This is a genomic window from Pseudomonas morbosilactucae (assembly GCF_023241715.1).
GTDB classification, from domain to species: Bacteria; Pseudomonadota; Gammaproteobacteria; order Pseudomonadales; family Pseudomonadaceae; genus Aquipseudomonas; species Aquipseudomonas morbosilactucae.
In genome coordinates this window covers 21,700-41,436 of record NZ_JALQCW010000076.1, presented here as the reverse complement: position 1 = coordinate 41,436, position 19,737 = coordinate 21,700, and the positions used below count along the sequence as shown (strand labels likewise).

Here is a 19,737-nt window from a genome sequence, read left to right as displayed (position 1 = left end):
TCGTTAGGAGCCGGCCTTGCCGGCGATCGGCCCTCAAGTCCTGCATCGCCCTGAAGACCGCCATCGCTGGCAAGCCAGGCTCCTACAGCGCCGTCGGGCAGCGTTTTTTGGGGGCGTGATTGCGGCAAAAAAAGCAAAATCGGCCATGTGTTCCCTTCGTTCTTTCTTACGTCGCACTCTTCACTGTTCTTTTCTCTATGCCTGGAGTTTTCTCGATGCCTTCGCCCAAATCCCTGCCCACTGCGCTGCTGGGGCTGGCCCTTGCCTGCCCGACCCTGGCCGAGGCTCAGAACATGGAACTGGGGCAGGTGCTGATTGAGGCCCCGGCGCAGGGTGGCGAAGATCAGGCAGTCGAGGACGCCAAGGCCCGCTTGGCCCAGGTCCCTGGCGGGACCAATGTGGTCGATTTGCGCCGGCCGCTGCAGGGGCGCGTAGCCAGTAACCAGGATGTGCTGGCATATCAACCGGGGGTCTATGCCCAGTCCGCAGGCAACGAAGGGGTGAAGATCTCGATCCGCGGTTCGGGCATCAACCGAGCGCCCGGCGCCCATGCCTCGGGGCTGTACGCAATGCTCGACGGCCTGCCGCTGACCGGCCCTGGCGGCACGCCCTATGAATTGCTGGAGCCGCTGTGGCTCGACCACGTGGAGGTGTTGCGCGGCGCCAACGGCTTCGATCGAGGGGGGCTGGCCCTGGGCGGCGCCATCGACTACGTGAGCCACACCGGTTACGACGCGCCGCTATTGCAGGTGCGCTATGCCACCGGCAGCCACGGCTACCGCCAGCGCCAGGTCAGCTCCGGGCAGGTGCTGGGGGATTTCGACTATTACCTGGCCGTGACCGACGCCCGCTCCGACGGCTACCAGGACCACACCGCCAGCGCCAGCCAGGGGGTAATCGCCAACTTCGGCTATCGCTTCAACCCCAACCTGGAAACCCGCTTCTACCTGCGTCACCGCGAGGCCGACAACGAGCTGGCCGGCCGTGTGACCAAGCGTTCCATCGAGCACGATGCGCGGGCGGCCAACCCGGTCTACCAGGCGCGGGATTACAACCGCGACCAGCCGGGCAGCACCTTTATCGGCAACAAGACCACCTATTACATCGATGACGATTCAAGCATCCAGACCGGCCTGGTCTACCACGATTACCCCATGGACCTGCGCGAAGGCCCCAACCGCCTGAGGGTGGCGTACAGCGATGTCAGCGGCACCTTCGACTACAAGCGCCGCGACACCCTTTGGGGCCTGGAAAGCCGCAGCAACCTGGGCCTGCGCGTGACCAAGCACCTGCCCAATGCCGGCGCCAGCGAGTTTGTGCGCATCCCCACAGGCAACACCACCGGCTACGCGCCGGGCACGCGGATTCGCGACTTCACCTACCAAGGTTCCGACAGCGTGCTGCATCTGGGCAATGACCTGGAGATTGCTGATGACCTGTGGCTGACCACCGGCCTGGCGGCCATCTACACCCGCCGTGAAAGCGCCGTGACCTACCCCGAAGGCGGCGGCAAGACCAGCCTCGGCGACTGGGACTACGCCCCGCGTGTGGGCCTGCGTTACCAGCTGACGCCCCAGGTGCAGCTGTTCAGCAACCTCAGCCGCTCGGTGGAAGCGCCCCACCCCTGGTCGCTGATCTACAGTGCCAACCAGCGTTTTCAGAGCGGCGTTGCCACCGGCGCCCAGCGTGACCCGATCGAGCTGCGCAACCAGACCGCGACCACCCTGGAGCTGGGCGGCCGTGGCGACAGCGCCCTGGGCCAATGGAGCCTGGCCTGGTACTACGCCCAGGTGCGTCATGAACTGCTCTCGGTGTTACCGGACGCCAACGCCACCACGCCCTACGAACTGAACGCCAGCCCCACCGTGCACCAGGGTGTGGAGGCCAGCCTGCAGAGCACCCTGTGGGCGCCGGACCAGGGCGGCCAGTTGAGCCTGCGCCAGGCCTACACCTTCAGCGACTTCCATTACCGTGACGACCCGCGCTTCGGCGGCAACCGCCTGCCGGGCCTGCCGATGCACTACTACCAGGGCGAACTGCGCTACGACTGGCCCCTGGGCTTCTTCGCTGCGCTCAACACCCAACTGGTGTCCAAGGTCGCGGTGGATTACGCCAACAGTTACGAAGCCGATCCTTACGCGCTGTTCGGTGCCACCCTGGGTTACAACGCGCCGAAGAACGACTGGCAGACCTGGCTCGACCTGCGCAACCTGACCAACCAGCACTACGCCGCCACGGTGACGCCGGGTTACGACGACAAAGGCCTGGACGCGGCACGCTCCACGCCAGGCGAGGGCTTGGCGATGTACCTCGGGGTCTCGTGGAGCCTGCGCTAAGGCCGGGGCAGATTCAGAAGCGCCGGGTGCTGATCAACTCATCCAGCACCCGGGTCGGCACCCGAAACGGCACCGACATGTGATCCTCCCCCGGCTCGACCTGGAAGTCGCTGCGCAAACCGTACTGCGACAGGTCCTGCAAGCGGAGTTGCAAGGCTCGGGCATCCTGGATTTCCTGGACCATGTCCCGCTCACCCATCAACAGGGTCAGGCTGCGGTGGGTCAGGTCCACTTGCCCGGCACGGGCCCGTTGGCTGAAGGCACGCTCGGGCTCCATCAGGTAGCGATCGCGCCACCACAGGCTCGGGCTGACCGCCACCACATGCTGGAACAGTGCCGGCCGGGTGAACAGCGCATAGACCCCGAACATGCCGCCAAAGGAATGCCCCACCAGACTGCGCTGATCCTGATCGACCTTGAAGCGCTCGCTGACTTTCGGCATCAGGCGCTTTTCGATGAACTCAAGAAACAGGTCCTGCCCCCCTTGCGGCGGCTCATTGCGTTCCTGGGGCACCGGCGGTGACAGGTCGAAGGCACGACGCACAAAGTCCAGCGGCGTGTCGCTCGGGTAACCGATGGCCACGATGATTGAGGCACGCAGTCGGTCCTGGGCGCGCTTGGCGGCGTGGAAGGCCGGGAAGTAGGCGTTGCCATCCAGCAAATAGATCACCGGATAGCCGCCGGTGTAAGGCACCTCCCCCTCCGGCAGGCTGATCATGATCCGATACTCGCGGCCCTCGGCGCTGTGCATCGTCCACTGTTCGGTACCGTCCAGGGTCACAGGTTCTGCCTGGGCGGCGGCAAAACTGCCCAGGAGCATGGCGCCCAGGCCCATCAATAAATGGCGCATCATCGTCCCCCTCCTCACCAGCGATAGCTCAGGCTGGTGACGACGCTGCGCGCTTCACCCCGGTAGCAATAACCTTCCTGACAATTGATGTAGCGCTTGTCGAACAGGTTGCGCGCGTTCAACGCCAGGCGTACGCCGTCCAGTCCGCCACCGAAGTCGTAGTGCACGCCGCTGTCGACCAGGGTGTAACCCTCGTTCTTCACGGTGTTGGCCTTGTCCCCGTAGTTGCTGCCGGTGTAGCGCGCGCCGGCCGACAGGCCCAGGCCCATGGGCAGGCGGTAGTCCAGCCACAGCGAGGCCAGGTGCCGCGGCACATTGATCGGGTCCTTGCCTTCGTTGCCTTCCGTGCTGCGGGTGACCTCGGCATCGTTGAAGCTGTAGCTGGCGGTCATGCGCAGGCGGTCGCTCAGGTCGGACACTGCCTCCAATTCCAGGCCGCGGGAGGATTGCTCACCGGTCTGGGTGCTGTAGAGGGTATTGATCGGGTCCCGGGTGCGTACGTTGGTTTGCGTCAGTTGGTAGAGGGACGCGGTCAACAGGGTGCTGCTACCCGGTGGCTGGTACTTGAGGCCCACCTCGTACTGCTCGCCCTTGGTCGGCTTGTAGGGTTGGTGATTGGCGTCGGTGCCGCTCTCCGGCAGGAAGGACGTGGCGTAGCTGGCATAGGGCGCCAGGCCATTGTCGAACAGGTAGAGCACGCCGAGCTGGCCGGTGGTGGCCGCATCCCGAGTGCGGGTGTCGGCGCCGAACAGGTGGTCGGAGCGACGCACCTTGACCGAATCACGGCGCAACCCGGCCGACAGGCGCCACTGGCCAAGATCGATCTGGTCCTGCAAGTACAGGCCGCTGCGATGCTCCAGGCCGTCCTCGTCAGCCAGCGCCGTGGTGGGACGATTCACCGGCTGGTGATAGTTCGGTGCATAGCGGTCGATGGAGGGGCCGGGGCCGGTGGCGTACAGCAACGAGGTGTCGACCCACGCGTAATCCACGCCGGTGATCAAGGTGTGTTGCAGAGGCCCGGTGGCGAAACGGCTGATCAGGCGGGTGTCGGTGGACAGCGACGACATGTCCTCATAGACCCCGACCGCCGTGCGGTCCAGGGTGTGGCCGTCGCTGGAGCCGGTGGGTTGCAGGTACTGATTGGTGGTGTCGACTTGGCCGTAACGCAGGTTCTGTTGCAGGCTGAAGGTGTCGTTGAACGCGTGCTCGAACTCATAGCCGAGGGTCCACTGGCGTTGTTCGAGCTTGTCGAAATACTCGTCGCCCTGCCAGAAGTGGGTCAGGTGGTCGCCCTCCTGATAGAGCATCGGCGAAGCCCCGGTCTCACGCTCCTGATACTGCGCCAGCACCGTCAGGCGGGTGTCGGGGTCGATCTGCCAGCTCAACGAAGGCGCCAGCAGGCGGGTGTCGTTGTTCAACTGGGGGATGTAGTTCTCCGCATCGCGGTACACGCCCACGGCGCGGAACAGCACATCCCCCTCTTCATCCAGGCGGCCGCCGACGTCGAACTGCGCCTGTTGGTGGTTGTAATTGCCGGATTGCACTTGCACTTCGTTTTTCGCCAGCAGGCTCGGGCGCTTGCTCACCCGGTTGACCATGCCGCCGGGGTTGACCTGGCCATAGAGCACCGAGGCCGGCCCCTTGAGCACTTCGACGCGCTCCATGTTGTAGGCCTCGGTGGAGTACAGGGACAGCCAGCCACTGCCCGGCTGGCGCAAGCCATCGAGAAAGTCGGCAGCGATGGTGGTCTCGAAACCGCGCACGCTGATCATGTCGAAACGCGGGTCCAACCCGGAACTGCCCACCCGCACACCGGCGCTGTAGGCCACGGCATCTTCGATGCGGTCGACCTTGCGGTCGGCGATCTGCTCGGCCGTCACCACGCTGACGCTCTGGGCGGTTTCCAGGATCGGCTTGTCGGTCTTGGTGGCACTGCTGGCGTTACTGGCGAAGTAGCCTTCCACCGGAGCGAAGGCGCTCTGCGATGCGCTGGCATTGATGTTGGTGGCTTCCAGCTGGACGCTGGCCTCGCTCTTGGCCGGCAACACCACGTAGCCGGACGAGGTCTTTTGCGCCACCAGGCCACTGCCGCCCAGCAACGTTGCCAGGCCGTCGTCCAGCGAACCGCCGCCGGCCAGCCCCGGGCTGCTTAGGCCACGCACGGCTTCCGGGGAATAGGACAAGGTAATCCCGGCGCGCTCGGCAAAGGTGCTCAGGGCCTGTGGCAAAGGCCCGGCCGGAATGCTTGGCGCCGTTTGCCCACTGGTCGCCGCGACCGCTTGGAGGGGCAGGCTCGCCGTGCCTCCGAGCAAGGCCAGCGCCAGGCACACAGCGCCTGGCAAGGTACGGGATGGGAGCGGCACAACGGCGCGCAGAGGCAGTCTGGCAAGCAACATGACGGTTTCCATTCAGGGAGTGATCATCCCTAACCGGATGAACCGCGAAAGTCCGACAAATTATTTACACCAGCGGCATGACGCGTACCCACCAACGGGTGCGCTCGACGATGCGGACTGGCAGCAGGTAGGTGATGTTGCTCAGCATGGCCGCGGGTTCATCCAGGCGGAACACCCCAGACAGGCGTAGGTCCGCCACGCTGTTGTCGCAGCCCAGCCAGCCCTGGCGATAACGTCCGGCCTCGGCCAGGAAGTCCCCCAGGCGCATGTCGTTGACCAGCAACAGGCCGCGGGCCCAGGCAAACGGGTCCAGCGGCCCCGGGCCCAGCGCGGTCATCTGGGTGGCGTGAACCCCCAGCCCCTGACCGGCCAGCAGGCGACGCTGGCCGAACGGGGTGGAGATCAGCACCTCGCCGCGCTCGACATGGATTTCGCTGTAGCCCTCACGCTCGCGCAGCACCGCCCTGGCCTGCCGGCCCTCGCACTCGGCAAAACGGCAGCGCACCCGCCAGTCGGCGCCGTCCACCAGCAGTTCGCCCGAACGCAGCAACAACTCGCGCCCCTGCACATCCACGGCACTGCCGGTGTTGAGCAGCAACTCAGCCCCCGCCCCCAAGTCGACCCGACGGCGCTCGCCGGTGGCCGTGGCAAAGTCGCTGCGCCAGGCCGGTGACGCGGTGCCAACCAGCAGCGTGGCGCTGCCGGCGGCCAAACCAAGGCCCAGCAGCTTCAAGGTGCGACGGCGGCTCAGGTCGGCTTCGGCACGGCACAACAGCGGAATGGTGCGCGCAGCATCGGGCAGATGGCTGGCCTGGAACAGCCCACCCATCTGCTGCAACCGTTGCCACGCCAGTTCATGGCGTACGTCGTGACGGCGCCAGTCGTGCAGTTGTTTGTGCAGCTCGCTGTTCTGGGCGTTGGCGCGCAAGCGCATCTGCCACTCGATGGCGGTGCGCACGATGTCCTCCGGCAGGCGCTCGGCAGCCGCGCTCACGCGGGCGTCTCGAAGCACACCCGGTAGCAGTGCAACAGCGCGCTTGCCACATGCCGCTCCACGGTCCGGCTGGACAGGCCCAGTTCCTGAGCCACCTGTGCGTGGCTCAAGTCACCGAGCTGGTACAGCAGGAAAGCCTCACGCACGGCCGGCTTGAGGCCATCGAGCAATTGAGCGATGCGCTCCAGGCATTGCAGCGCTTCATGCCGCACCTCGGGTGACGGATGGCTGGCCTCCGGCAACTGGGCCAAGGCCTCCAGGTAGGCGCGCTCCAGGGCGTCGCGACGCCAGTGGTCGATCACCAGACCACGGGCAATCCGCACCAGCAGTGCCCGCGGAGCACGGGCGCTGATCGGTTGGCCGCGCACCAGCAACCGCACAAAGGTGTCCTGGACCAGGTCCGCTGCCTGCTGCGAGCACCCCAACGAGCGCCATAGCCAGCCCTGCAACCAGCCACGCTGGGTGCCGTACAAGACATCGAGGGAAACGATCGAATCCGTTTCAGGGAGCGACATGGAGCGCCTCAGGCAGACAAACACGAAAACGCCAGGCAGGAGCCTGGCAGACGCGCGCACCTTAAACGCGAATTGTTCCCATTACAATCTTTTCAAACGCCGGGCTCGACCGCTCATCCAGGATCTGTGCTAGGTGCCTGGCGCTACCGTCTAGCTCAACCCTATAGCTCAACCCGGTAGCTCCGCCGTATAGATCACAGTTTGTGCACTGTTGGCTGTGGCCGTCGGCCGGGTGAAGTAGGTGTCGCCTTCGTCCGTCTGGATCTCGTATTCCACCTTGCTGGCGGCACGGTCCGCGGCCTGGGCGTGCTTGATGATCTTGGTGACCCGCTGGAATTTCACGCTTTGGGTGCCGTTCTGGTTGGGGCCGGTGAGCACGTTGACGCTCTGCAGCCAGCCGGCGTTTTTTCGGTTGGCCACCAGCGCGCCGTTCATGGCTTCAAACCGTTCCAGCCGGGTGAAGCCCCACAGGGTCTGCTCCTCCACCGCCTGGCCACGGGCGGCCGAACCGGTAAACACGAACAGGTTGATCGCCGGGCTGTCTTCGCAAAAGAAGTCATAGGGCACCAGCCCGTCGACCATTTTCCTGCCGGAAACGAATCCTTTTTTATGCACCTGAAACATCGCCACCTCCACTCAATGGCCTGCCGAAAACACGCGCAACCGCTGCGCAAGCATGAGTGGAAAGTCTAAAGAGCGGCGGCGTACAGGGCCGTCAAGGCTATGTAATATCGTGTAAAGATCCGCTGCGCGGCAGGCGGATGTCCACGCTCAATCCGCCGCCCTGACGGTTGCGCGCAAGGATGCTGCCGCCATGCATTTCCACGGCCCGGGAGGCGATCGCCAAGCCCAGGCCAAAGCCCACGCTGGCATCGCCCAGGCCCCGCTCGAAGGGCTGGAAAATGCTCTGCAAGCGTGGCGCTTCCACCCCCGGCCCCTGGTCGCTGATATGTACGGTCAGGCTGTCGCCATCGATTTCGGCGCTGACCTGCACCGTGGCGCCGACCGGGCTGTAGCGCACGGCGTTGCGAATCACGTTCTCGAAGCAGCGGTACAGCAGTTCACCGTTGACCTGGGCGACAAAGGGCGCGCCCGCCTCCAGGCTGACCCGACAGCCTTTCATCTGCGCCTCGAACTGTGCGTCTTCGACGATCACCGCCAGCCACTCGATGATGTCCAGTGACTCGCGCTCGATGCTCTCGGGTCGCCTTGCAGGCGGGCCAGGGTCAGTAGCGCTTCGATCAGGGTGTCCATGCGCTCGGATTCACGCTCGATGCGTTCGAGCATGTCCAGGCGTGCCTCGTCCTGCCGCAACAGGCCAATGGCCGCCTGCATGCGGGTCAAGGGCGAGCGCAACTCGTGGGAGATGTCGTGCAGCAGGTGCTGCTGAGCCTCCACCAGCAGCCGCAGCTGGTTGGCCATGCGGTCGCAGTCCTCGGCCAGGTCGACGATTTCATCCCGGCGCCCGCCCATCATCGGCTTGACCCGGGTGCCGAAGCGGCCCTGGGCAACGTCGCTCATGGCCCGGCGCAAATAGGCCAGGGGCCACGCCAGGTAATAAGCCAGGTAGCCGCTGAACAGGGCGCTCATCACCGTGCCGATGATCAACGGCACCAGGCGCCCTGGCCCGCCCTCATGGCCATCGTCTGCGGGATGGGTGGAACGCAGCGACAGGCTCAAGCCCTCATGGCTGAGTACCGTGCGCTCATAAACGGGATGGGGCACGGGCGAGCCAGCCAGCAGTTGCCCGGTTGCGTCATACACGCCCAGGGCCTGGTCCGGCGGGTGCTCCCACACCGCCAGTAACTGGCGCCCCGACTCGACCCCGAACTGGCGCAGCAACTGTTCTTCGCTGGCCAGGATCGCCTCCAGGTGCGGGTCGCCGGGGCGCATGCTGCCCAGCAGCAAAATGCACAGGCCCACCAGAAAGGTCAGGCTGGTGGCCAGCCAAAAGGCCAGGAACAGTTTCCAGAACAGCCGGCTGGGTTTCATCATTCGACGATCAACAGGTAGCCGAGGCCGCGCACGCTCTGGATCCAGGCCTTGGCATCGGGGCGCGGCCCGAGTTTCTGGCGGATGCTGCTGATGTGCACGTCGATGCGCCGGTCGTAACGGGTCAAGGGGCAGCCCAGGGCGTTGAGGGACAGGTCCTTTTTACTCACCACCTGCCCGGCCGAGCGGGCCAGTTCTTCGAGCAGGCTGAATTCGGTGCTGGTCACCCCCAGTTCGCGGCCCTGCCAGAGGGCCTGGCGCTTGCCGGGCCAGAGTTCCAGGGGGCCGGTCCTGATCACTTCCGAGGTGCGCGGTTCCACTGGCTGCACCCGCCGCATGATGGCCCGCAACCGCGCCACCAATTCACCCGGCGAACTGGGCTTGGGCACATAGTCATCGGCCCCCAGTTCCAGGCCGGTGATCTTGTCGATGTTGTCGCCCCGGGCGGTCAGCAGCACCACCGGCACCTGGCTGCTGGCGCGGATACGCCGCAGCACCTCGATCCCCGAGAGGCGCGGCAGCATCACGTCGAGCACCACAATGCTGTAGCGCCCCGACAGCGCATGGGTCTCGCCCTCCTCGCCGGTGTGCACCGCAGTGGCCGCAAAACCTTCGCGCTGCAGGTACTGGCTGAGCATTTCGGTCAGTTCCTGGTCATCGTCGACGAGCAATACGGAGATCATGGCGGACTCTTGAATGGGCAGGCGGCCATTATCGCCGCCGCACCGGGCAGCGTCATCGCTTCAGGCCAACCTTTACCTAACTTGACATTGGGTTAACCGCACCAAACGCCGCGCACTCTTAAGCTGGCTGTCCACCTGTCTGGCCGCTGGCGAAGACCGCCTGCGGCGAGTTGCCTGAGCGCGCCTGCGCTGCTTGTCGATGTGTCCTGGAAAAGATCTTGATGAATTTTTCGCGCCTGCTCTGCTCGGTTGCGCTGTTGCTCAATACCACCCTGGCCCACGCCCAAGGCTTCAAAATCACCGATATTCGGATCAACGGCCTGCAGCGGGTGTCCGCCGGCAGCGTGTTCGCCGCCCTGCCGCTGAACGTCGGCGACGAAGCCGATGACCGGCGTCTGGTGGAGTCCACCCGCGCCCTGTTCAAGACCGGTTTTTTCCAGGACATCCAATTGGGCCGTGACGGCGATGTGCTGGTCATCAATGTGGTGGAACGACCTTCGGTGGCCAGCATCGAGTTCGAAGGCAACAAGGCCATCAGCACCGACGACCTGATGAAAGGCATGAAGCAGTCCGGCCTCACCGAGGGCGAGATTTTCCAGCGCGCCACCCTCGAAGGCGTACGCAATGAACTGCAACGCCAATACGTTGCCCAGGGTCGCTACTCGGCCTCGGTGGACACCGAAGTGGTGGCCCAGCCGCGCAACCGCGTGGGCCTGAAGATCAAGATCGATGAAGGCAGCGTGGCAGCGATCCAGCACATCAACGTGGTGGGCAACACGGTGTTCAGCGACAGCGAGCTGCAAGAGTCATTCACCCTGAAGACCAGTAACTGGCTGTCGTTCTTCAAGAACGACGACAAGTACGCCCGGGAAAAGCTCTCCGGCGACCTGGAGCGCTTGCGTTCCTATTACCTGGACCGTGGCTACATCAACATGGACATCGTCTCGACCCAGGTGTCCATCACCCCGGACAAGAAACACGTCTACATCACCGTCAACATCCACGAAGGGCAAAAGTACCAGGTGCGTGAGGTCAAGCTCAGCGGCGAGTTGAAAGTTCCCGAGGAGCAGGTCAAGTCCCTGCTGCTGGTGCAGAAGGGCCAGGTGTTCTCACGCAAGCTGATGACCAGCACCTCGGACCTGATCACTCGGCGCCTGGGCAACGAGGGTTACACCTTCGCCAACGTCAGCGGCGTACCCACGCCCAACGATGAGCAACACACGGTGGATATCACCTTTGTGGTGGACCCGGGCAAGCGGGCCTACGTCAACCGCATCAACTTTCGTGGCAACACCAAGACCGAAGACCAGGTGCTGCGCCGGGAAATGCGCCAGATGGAAGGCGGCTGGGCCTCGACCTACCTGATCGACCAGTCCAAGGTGCGCCTCGAACGCCTGGGCTTCTTCAAGGAGGTCAACGTGGAGACCCCGGCGGTGGCCGGGATCGACGACCAGGTCGACGTCAACTACGCGGTGGAAGAACAGGCCTCGGGCTCGATCACTGCCAGCGTTGGCTTTGCACAGAGCGCCGGGCTGATCCTCGGCGGGTCGATCACCCAGAACAACTTCCTCGGCACCGGCAACTACGCCAGCCTGGGCCTGACCCGCTCGGAGTACCAGAGCAAGTACAACCTGGGCTACACCAATCCCTACTTCACCCCGGACGGGGTCAGCCTGGGCTACAACCTGTTCTACAGCACCACCGACTACAGCGATTACTACGATGACGGCGTGTCCTACTACGCCATCAACAGCTACGGCGCCGGCACCACCTTCGGCTACCCGATCAATGAAACCTCGCGCCTGAGCCTGGGCCTTACGGTGCAGCACGACAGCATCGAGCCCGGCACCTACAGCGCCGACGAGATCTATGACTTCGTCGAGCGTGAAGGCAAGGAATTCAACAACCTCAAGGCCAACCTCGGCTGGTCGGAATCGACCCTCAATCGCGGGGTACTGGCGACCCGCGGGCACTCCCAGAGCCTCAATCTGATGGTCACCGTGCCCGGCAGCGACTTGAGCTTCTACAAGCTCGACTACTCCGGGCAGACCTTCCTGCCGGTCAGCGACGCCACCTCCCTGCGCTTCCACACCAAGCTCGGCTACGGCAACAGCTACGGCTCTACCGACGGTTTGCCTTTCTATGAGAACTACACCGCCGGCGGCGAAGGCTCGGTGCGCGGCTTCGAAAGCGGCACCCTGGGCCCACGCAACACCCCGGCCACGGGCACCTACGCCAGCGCCGGCCAGGCCTACTACTCCGACCGCGACACCGATGCCCTGGGGGGCAATATCCTGATCACCGGCGGCGTCGAGTACCTGTTCCCGCTGCCCTTTGTCAAAGACAGCAAATCCCTGCGCACCTCGGTGTTCTGGGACGTGGGCAGTGTTTATTCGAACAAGTGCTACCTGAGCACCACCCAGGGTTGCGACGGCGTCGATCTCAACCAGATGGCCAGCTCCGTGGGCGTTGGCGTCACCTGGTACAGCCCCATGGGCCCCTTGAGCTTCAACCTCGCCTACCCCATCAAAAAGCCCGAAGACGCCGACACCCAAGTGTTCCAATTCTCCATGGGGCAGACATTTTGAGGGAGAAGGAGCGAAGCTTGAAGTTCCAAGCTCCAAGCTCCAAGCTCCAAGCTCCAAGCTTCAAGCTTCAAGCTGACAACTTACAGCTGCCCCTACATCGATAGCCCCCTAACGAAACCCCCGTTCCAGAGGGCTCGCGGGGGGCTTATATCATTCGCGATGATAGTTACCTTTGCTTCATTCGATTCGTGACATACCCCCTCGCCGCTCATCATCCGCACCATCTCAAATTACCTTGGCGGATGAACCATGGACCAGTCACTCAAACTCTTGCGTTTCCCACTTGCGGCCCTGGCCGTGATCGTGATGAGCGCCTGCGGCAAAGCCCCCGAAAACGCCGCCGCCCCTGCTGCTGCCAGCGTCAGCGTGGCCAAAGTGCTGGAGCAGCCCGTCAACGAGTGGGATGAATTCACCGGTCGCCTGGAAGCCCCGGAAACCGTGGAAATCCGCCCACGGGTGTCCGGTCAGATCGATCAGGTGGCCTTCACCGAAGGCGCTCTGGTGAAAAAAGGCGACTTGCTGTTCCAGATCGACCCGCGCCCATTCCAGGCTGAAGTTCGTCGCCTCGAAGCCCAACTGCAACAAGCCCGCGCGACCGCCACCCGCAGCGCCAACGAAGCCCAGCGCGGCCAGCGCCTGTTGACCAGCAATGCGATCTCCGCCGAGCTGGCCGACACCCGTACCAGCGCAGCCCAGGAAGCCCGTGCCGGCGTGGACGCGATCCAGGCCCAGCTGGACCTGGCCAAACTCAACCTGAGCTTCACCCGGGTGGTCGCGCCCATCAGCGGTCGCGTCAGCCGTGCCCAGATCACCGCCGGCAACCTGGTGACCGCCGATGTCACCCCGCTCACCAGCCTGGTGTCCACCGGCAAGGTGTACGCCTACTTCGACGCCGACGAGCGTGTGTACCTCAAGTACACCCAGCTGGCGCGCCAGGGCCAACGCGGCCAAACCACCCCGGTCTACCTCGGCCTGTCCAATGAAGATGGCCACCCGCACCTGGGCCAGATGGACTTCGTCGACAACCAAGTCAACCCGAAAACCGGCACCATCCGTGGCCGCGCGGTGTTCGACAACCGCGATGGCAGCTACACCCCGGGCCTTTATGCACGCCTGAAACTGGTGGGCAGCGGCACCTATTCCGCGGTGCTGATCACCGATGAAGCCGTGGGCACCGACCTGGGCAAGAAGTTCGTACTGGTGATGGACGCTGACAACAAGACAGCCTACCGCTCCGTCGAACTGGGGCCGAAGATCGAAGGCCTGCGCATTGTCCGCAGCGGCCTGAACAAAGACGACACCATCATCGTCAAGGGCCTGCAGCGGGTTCGCCCGGGCTCGCCGGTCAGCCCGGAAGTGGTGCCCATGGCCAGCCAGGAAACCCTCGCCGCTCTGGCGCAACAACGACAAGCACTGGAAGCCAGCAACCTGCCGCAAGTGGCGCCCGCGAAAAGCGCGCCCGCCCCGGCAGTGAAGCTCGCCAGCGCTGCGACTCCACGCGGTTAAGGGACGACTAATCCGATGAATTTCTCCCAGTTCTTCATTTCCCGGCCGATCTTCGCAGCGGTGCTTTCGCTGCTGATTCTGATCGCCGGGGCCATCTCACTGTTCCAACTGCCCATCAGCGAATACCCGGAAGTGGTACCGCCGACCGTGGTGGTGCGCGCCAACTTCCCGGGGGCCAACCCCAAGGTCATCGGCGAAACCGTCGCTGCGCCCCTGGAACAGGCAATCACCGGGGTCGAGAACATGCTCTACATGTCCTCGCAATCCACCGCTGACGGCAAGATCACCCTGACCATCACCTTCGCCCTGGGCACCGACCTGGACAACGCCCAGGTGCAGGTGCAGAACCGCGTGACCCGTACCGAACCCAAGCTGCCCGAAGAAGTGACGCGTATCGGCATCACCGTCGACAAGGCCTCGCCCGACCTGACCATGGTTGTGCACTTGACCTCGCCGGACAAACGCTACGACATGCTCTACCTGTCCAACTACGCCCTGCTCAACATCAAGGATGAGCTGGCGCGCCTGGGCGGTGTCGGTGACGTGCAACTGTTCGGTATGGGCGACTACTCGCTGCGGGTCTGGCTCGATCCGAACAAGACCGCGTCGCGCAACCTGACCGCCACCGATGTGGTCACCGCCATTCGTGAACAGAACCGCCAGGTCGCTGCCGGTGCCCTGGGCGCCCCACCTGCGCCCAGCGCCACCAGCTTCCAGCTGTCGGTGAACACCCAGGGCCGCCTGGTCTCCGAGGAAGAGTTCGAAAACATCATCATCCGCGCTGGCGATGACGGTGAAATCACGCGCCTCAAAGACATCGCCCGGGTCGAATTGGGCTCCAGCCAGTACGCACTGCGCTCCCTGCTCAACAATCAGCCGGCGGTGGCAATCCCGATCTTCCAGCGCCCCGGCTCCAACGCCATCCAGATCTCCAATGATGTGCGCGAGAAGATGGCCGAGCTGAAGAAGAACTTCCCGCAAGGCATGGACTTCAGCATCGTCTACGACCCGACCATCTTCGTGCGTGGCTCCATCGAGGCGGTGGTGCACACCCTGTTCGAAGCGCTGATCCTGGTAGTGCTGGTGGTGATCCTGTTCCTGCAGACCTGGCGCGCCTCGATCATTCCATTGGTGGCGGTACCGGTGTCGCTGATCGGCACCTTTGCGGTCATGCACCTGTTCGGCTTCTCGCTCAATGCCTTGTCGCTGTTCGGCCTGGTGCTGGCCATCGGCATCGTAGTGGACGACGCCATTGTGGTGGTGGAGAACGTCGAGCGGAACATCGGCCTGGGCCTGAACCCGGTGGAAGCCACCAAACGCGCCATGCGTGAAGTGACCGGCCCGATCATCGCCACCGCCCTGGTGCTGTGCGCGGTGTTTATCCCGGCGGCGTTCATCTCCGGCCTGACGGGACAGTTCTATAAGCAGTTCGCCTTGACCATTGCCATCTCCACGGTGATCTCGGCCTTCAACTCCCTGACCCTGTCCCCGGCCCTGGCTGCCGTCTTGCTGAAAAGCCATGACGCGCCCAAGGACCGTTTCTCCAAGGTCCTGGACAAGCTGTTCGGCGGCTGGCTGTTCCGTCCGTTCAACCGGTTCTTCGATCGCGCCAGCCATGGTTACGTCGGCACCGTAGGCCGAGTGATCCGCAGCAGCGGCATCGCCCTGCTGCTCTACGCCGGCCTGATGGTGCTGACCTTCTTCGGCTTCTCCAACACCCCGACCGGCTTCGTACCCGGCCAGGACAAGCAATACCTGGTGGCCTTCGCTCAACTGCCGGACGCCGCGAGCCTGGACCGCACCGAAGACGTGATCAAGCGCATGTCCGACCTGGCGCTGAAACAGCCGGGCGTGGAAGCGGCCGTGGCCTTCCCGGGCCTGTCGATCAACGGTTTCACCAACAGCCCGAACGCCGGCATCGTGTTTGTCACCCTCAAGCCGTTTGACCAGCGCAAGGACCCTAGCCAATCCGCCGGCGCCATTGCCGGGGCCCTGAACGGCCAATTCGCCGGAATCCAGGAAGCCTACATGGCGATCTTCCCGCCGCCGCCGGTACAAGGCCTGGGCACCATCGGTGGTTTCCGCCTGCAGATCGAAGACCGGGGCAACCTGGGCTACGACGAGCTGTACAAAGAAACCATGAACATCATCAATAAAAGCCACAACGTGCCGGAACTGGCCGGGTTGTTCACCAGCTACACCGTGAACGTGCCCCAGGTCGATGCCGCCATCGACCGGGAAAAAGCCAAGACCCACGGCGTGGCCGTCAGCGACATCTTCGACACCCTGCAGATCTACCTGGGTTCGCTGTATGCCAACGACTTCAACCGCTTTGGTCGCACCTACCAGGTCAACGTCCAGGCCGAGCAACAGTTCCGCCTCGAAGCCGAACAGATCGGCCAGCTGAAAGTGCGCAACAACAAAGGCGAGATGATCCCCCTGGCGACCTTTATCAAGGTCAGCGACACCTCGGGCCCGGACCGCGTGATGCACTACAACGGCTTTATCACGGCTGAGATCAACGGCGCTGCCGCCCCTGGCTACAGTTCCGGCCAGGCCGAGAAAGCCATCGAGAAACTGCTCAAGGAAGAACTGCCCAACGGCATGACCTACGAGTGGACCGACCTGACCTACCAGCAGATCCTCTCGGGCAACACCGCGCTGTTCGTGTTCCCGCTCTGCGTATTGCTGGCGTTCCTGGTGCTGGCTGCCCAGTACGAAAGCTGGAGCCTGCCACTGGCGGTGATCCTGATCGTGCCGATGACCCTGCTGTCGGCCATTACCGGGGTGATTCTCTCTGGCGGCGACAACAACATCTTCACCCAGATCGGACTCATCGTGCTGGTGGGCCTGGCCTGTAAGAACGCGATCCTGATCGTCGAGTTCGCCAAGGACAAGCAAGAGGAAGGCCTGGACCCGCTCGCCGCGGTACTGGAAGCCTGCCGCCTGCGTCTGCGGCCGATCCTGATGACCTCGTTCGCCTTCATCATGGGTGTGGTGCCCTTGGTGTTCTCCAGCGGTGCCGGTGCGGAAATGCGTCACGCCATGGGTGTGGCGGTGTTCTCCGGGATGCTCGGGGTCACCTTCTTCGGCCTGCTGCTGACGCCAGTGTTCTACGTCCTGATCCGTAACTATGTGGAACGCAGCGAAGCCCGCAAAGCCGCCCGTGCCCTGCAACTGGAGGCGCAACCATGAGCCTGAAAGTCTTCCTTCCGAGCCTGCTGGTGCTGGCCCTCAGCGCCTGCGCCGTGGGCCCTGACTACCAGGCCCCGAACACCGAGGCGGCCCATATCGCGGCCGCCACCGATGGCGCCGCGGGCCAGAAGAACTTCGACCGCGCACGTTTCGAAGGCATCTGGTGGCAGCAGTTCGACGATCCGACCCTGAACCAGTTGGTCAGCCGTTCGTTGCAGGGCAACCGTGAGCTGCGGGTGGCCTTTGCCCGCCTGCGGGCTGCCCGAGCGATCCGCGATGACGCCAGCAACGATGTGATGCCGACCATCACCAGCCGCGCCAGCAGTGACCTGGCCAAGGGTCAGATCCCTGGCCAGACCACCCGCCGGGTCAGCAGCGAGCGCTACGACCTGGGCCTGGACATGGCCTGGGAGCTGGACCTGTTCGGCCGCATCCAGCGCAATCTGGAAGCCACCGACGCCGACCAGCAAGCGGCCGAAGCCGATCTTTATCAGTTGCAGGTGACGATGATTGCCGAGTTGGTGGACGCCTACGGACAGCTGCGCGGTGCGCAACTGCGGGAAAAGATCGCCCTGGCCAACCTGAACAACCAGCAGGAGTCGCGCAAAATCACCGAAAGCCTGCGCGATGCCGGGGTCGGCGACCAGCTCGACGTGGTCCGCGCCGACGCGCGTCTGGCCTCGGTCGAAGCCAGCGTGCCGCAGTTGCAGGCTGAACAGGTACGCCAGCGCAATCGCATTGCCACCTTGTTGGGTGAGCGCCCGGACGCCCTCAGCGTCGACCTATCGCCGGCGCAACTGCCAGCAATTGCCAAGGCCCTGCCGATCGGCGACCCGGGTGAGCTGCTGCAACGGCGCCCGGACATTCTCAGCGCCGAACGGCAACTGGCGGCGGCTACCGCGCGCATTGGCGTGGCCAAGGCCGACCTGTTCCCTCGGGTCAGCCTCAGCGGTTTCCTCGGCTTTACCGCCGGGCGCGGCTCGCAGATCGGCTCGTCGGCGGCCAACGCCTGGGCCCTGGGCCCGAGCATCACGTGGGCGGCCTTCGACCTGGGCAGCGTCCGTGCCCGTCTGCGGGGTGCCGACGCCCAGGCCGATGGCGCCCTGGCCAACTATGAACAGCAAGTGCTGCTGGCCCTGGAAGAATCGGAGAACGCCTTCAGCGACTACGGCAAGCGCCAGCAACGGCTGATCGCGCTGATCCGTCAGAGCGAGTCGAGCCGCGCAGCGGCAGATTTGGCGCAGATTCGCTACCGCGAAGGCACTGTGGACTTCCTGGTGCTGCTGGACGCCCAGCGCGAGCGCCTGGCGGCAGAGGACGCCCAGGCCCTGGCCGAGGTCGACCTGTACCGCGGCATCGTCGCCATTTACAAAGCCCTGGGTGGCGGCTGGCAACCACAAACCGTAGCCAGCAACTAAGCTTCAACGTGCTCCTTTGGTTGGCCGCAACCAACCAATTTTTTGCCCCGCGCCCCATTCGGTCGCGGGGCTTTTTTTTGCCGCCTCCGACCGATCGCTCCCACGCTCCGCGTGGTAACGCAGCCTATGACGCTCCGCGTCACTGCGCGCACAAGGCGGGACGCGGAGCGTTCCAGGAGGCATGCCCACGGGGGCCGTGGGAACGAGGGGAACTGGGTGATAAAGCCGGTCGATGGGGCGGTCGACGATTGCGATTGGACAGCCTGCCACCGCACTCCTACTCTCCACTCGCCGCGTATTCGCCTTGGCCCTCCCCGATGATTGTCCGCCCCAAACCCAACCTGATCGGCATTCTGTTTTCCCTGAAAGGCTCCATCGCCCGGCGCATTGCCCTGCGCAGTCTGCTGGTGACGCTGCTGGCCTCGGTGATCGTGCTGGTGGAAACCTGGCACCCGGCGTATTTCTCCAAGGTCAATGCCACGCCCTTCACCTTGCTCGGGCTGTCGCTGTCGATTTTCATGAGTTTTCGCAACAACGCCTGCTACGACCGCTGGTGGGAAGGCCGCAAACAGTTGGGGCAGTTGGTGATCGAGGTGCGCTCACTGATCCGCGAAACCCTGGTCATCGGTGCCGGCGCTGAACGCAGCGCCCTGCTGCGCGAACTCTGCGGCTTCGCCCACAGCCTGATCGCCCGCCTGCGGCAAGAAGACGAAAGCCGCGCGCAACAACCCTGGACCGCCGACCCCATCGACCCTCGACACCCCAACCCCAGCGACGCCTTGCTGCAACGCATCGGCGGGCGCTGTTCGGCCTTGGCCACCCAGGGCCTGATCAGCGACTGGCGCTACACCCAGCTGGAAACCCGCCTGGTCAGCCTGAGCCAGGTGCAGGCGGCCTGCGAGCGGATCAAGAGCACGCCGCTGCCCTTCCCTTACACCTTGCTGCTGCACCGCACCATTTACCTGTTCTGCATCCTCTTGCCGTTTGCCATGGCCGAGCCCCTGGGCTGGATGACGCCCCTGTTCACCGCCATCGTCAGCTACACCTTTTTCGGCCTCGACGAGATCGGCGACGACCTGGAGGACCCCTTCGGCTTCGACGAGAACGACCTGCCGTGCAACGCTCTGCTGCGCACCCTGGAACGCGAAATCCTCGCAGCGCTGGGGCACAGCGACCTGCCACCGCCTCTCGAACCGGTGGAGTACGTACTCAACTGAGTGCGGGTTTGACTCGGCACGGTTCCTGACCGAAGCTTGCGCCTCCA

The 19,737-nt window shown here is 64.2% G+C and carries 12 protein-coding genes and 1 pseudogene; 6 read left to right on the top strand and 7 right to left on the bottom strand.

The window, feature by feature from the left end; genetic code table 11:
* Positions 1-215: 215 nt before the first annotated feature.
* Entirely contained in the window at positions 216-2,336 is a 2,121-nt protein-coding gene (locus M1B34_RS25960; protein WP_268266627.1) for a TonB-dependent receptor family protein, read from the top strand.
* Positions 2,337-2,349: 13 nt separating this feature from the next.
* Here M1B34_RS25960 and M1B34_RS25955 read toward each other — a convergent pair whose 3' ends face one another.
* The 7 genes and pseudogenes from M1B34_RS25955 to M1B34_RS25925 all read right to left on the bottom strand — a co-directional run bounded on the left by M1B34_RS25955 (position 2,350) and on the right by M1B34_RS25925 (position 9,766).
* The gene (locus tag M1B34_RS25955) at positions 2,350-3,189 is read right to left on the bottom strand and encodes an alpha/beta hydrolase (RefSeq protein ID WP_123333338.1); all 840 of its coding nucleotides are present in this window, start codon (positions 3,187-3,189) and stop codon (positions 2,350-2,352) included.
* An 11-nt stretch (positions 3,190-3,200) separates the two neighbouring features.
* Positions 3,201-5,582: a TonB-dependent siderophore receptor gene (locus tag M1B34_RS25950; RefSeq protein WP_268266626.1), complete on the bottom strand. Its 2,382-nt coding sequence runs from the start codon at positions 5,580-5,582 to the stop codon at positions 3,201-3,203.
* Between the two features lie 64 nt (positions 5,583-5,646).
* Entirely contained in the window at positions 5,647-6,576 is a 930-nt protein-coding gene (locus M1B34_RS25945) for a DUF4880 domain-containing protein (RefSeq protein WP_268266625.1), read from the bottom strand.
* Entirely contained in the window at positions 6,573-7,091 is a 519-nt protein-coding gene (locus M1B34_RS25940; RefSeq protein ID WP_123333344.1) for a sigma-70 family RNA polymerase sigma factor, read from the bottom strand. The genes M1B34_RS25945 and M1B34_RS25940 overlap by 4 nt, the downstream gene beginning before the upstream one ends.
* A gap of 168 nt (positions 7,092-7,259) precedes the next feature.
* Positions 7,260-7,715: a hypothetical protein gene (locus M1B34_RS25935; RefSeq protein ID WP_123333346.1), complete on the bottom strand. Its 456-nt coding sequence runs from the start codon at positions 7,713-7,715 to the stop codon at positions 7,260-7,262.
* A 97-nt stretch (positions 7,716-7,812) separates the two neighbouring features.
* A pseudogene (locus M1B34_RS25930) lies at positions 7,813-9,086 on the bottom strand (HAMP domain-containing sensor histidine kinase).
* Positions 9,083-9,766, bottom strand: a complete 684-nt coding sequence (locus M1B34_RS25925; protein WP_123333350.1) for a response regulator transcription factor — start codon at positions 9,764-9,766, stop codon at positions 9,083-9,085. The pseudogene M1B34_RS25930 and the gene M1B34_RS25925 overlap by 4 nt, the downstream one beginning before the upstream one ends.
* A gap of 221 nt (positions 9,767-9,987) precedes the next feature.
* Here M1B34_RS25925 and bamA point away from each other — a divergent pair, with 221 nt between their 5' ends.
* From bamA to M1B34_RS25900, 5 genes are all read left to right on the top strand, one after another.
* Positions 9,988-12,354, top strand: coding sequence for an outer membrane protein assembly factor BamA (bamA, locus tag M1B34_RS25920; protein ID WP_268266624.1), 2,367 nt, complete (start codon positions 9,988-9,990; stop codon positions 12,352-12,354).
* A gap of 249 nt (positions 12,355-12,603) precedes the next feature.
* On the top strand, positions 12,604-13,860 hold the full coding sequence (gene mexE, locus M1B34_RS25915) for a multidrug efflux RND transporter periplasmic adaptor subunit MexE (protein WP_123333354.1): 1,257 nt from the start codon (positions 12,604-12,606) through the stop codon (positions 13,858-13,860).
* A 15-nt stretch (positions 13,861-13,875) separates the two neighbouring features.
* A complete protein-coding gene (locus tag M1B34_RS25910; RefSeq protein ID WP_268266623.1) occupies positions 13,876-17,055 on the top strand; it encodes an efflux RND transporter permease subunit in 3,180 nt (1,059 codons plus the stop codon).
* Positions 17,052-18,473: an efflux transporter outer membrane subunit gene (locus M1B34_RS25905; RefSeq protein ID WP_268266622.1), complete on the top strand. Its 1,422-nt coding sequence runs from the start codon at positions 17,052-17,054 to the stop codon at positions 18,471-18,473. The genes M1B34_RS25910 and M1B34_RS25905 overlap by 4 nt, the downstream gene beginning before the upstream one ends.
* 317 nt (positions 18,474-18,790) lie before the next feature.
* Positions 18,791-19,690 (top strand): bestrophin family protein, encoded by a 900-nt coding sequence (locus M1B34_RS25900; RefSeq protein ID WP_268266621.1) that lies wholly within the window; start codon positions 18,791-18,793, stop codon positions 19,688-19,690.
* Positions 19,691-19,737 lie beyond the last annotated feature (47 nt).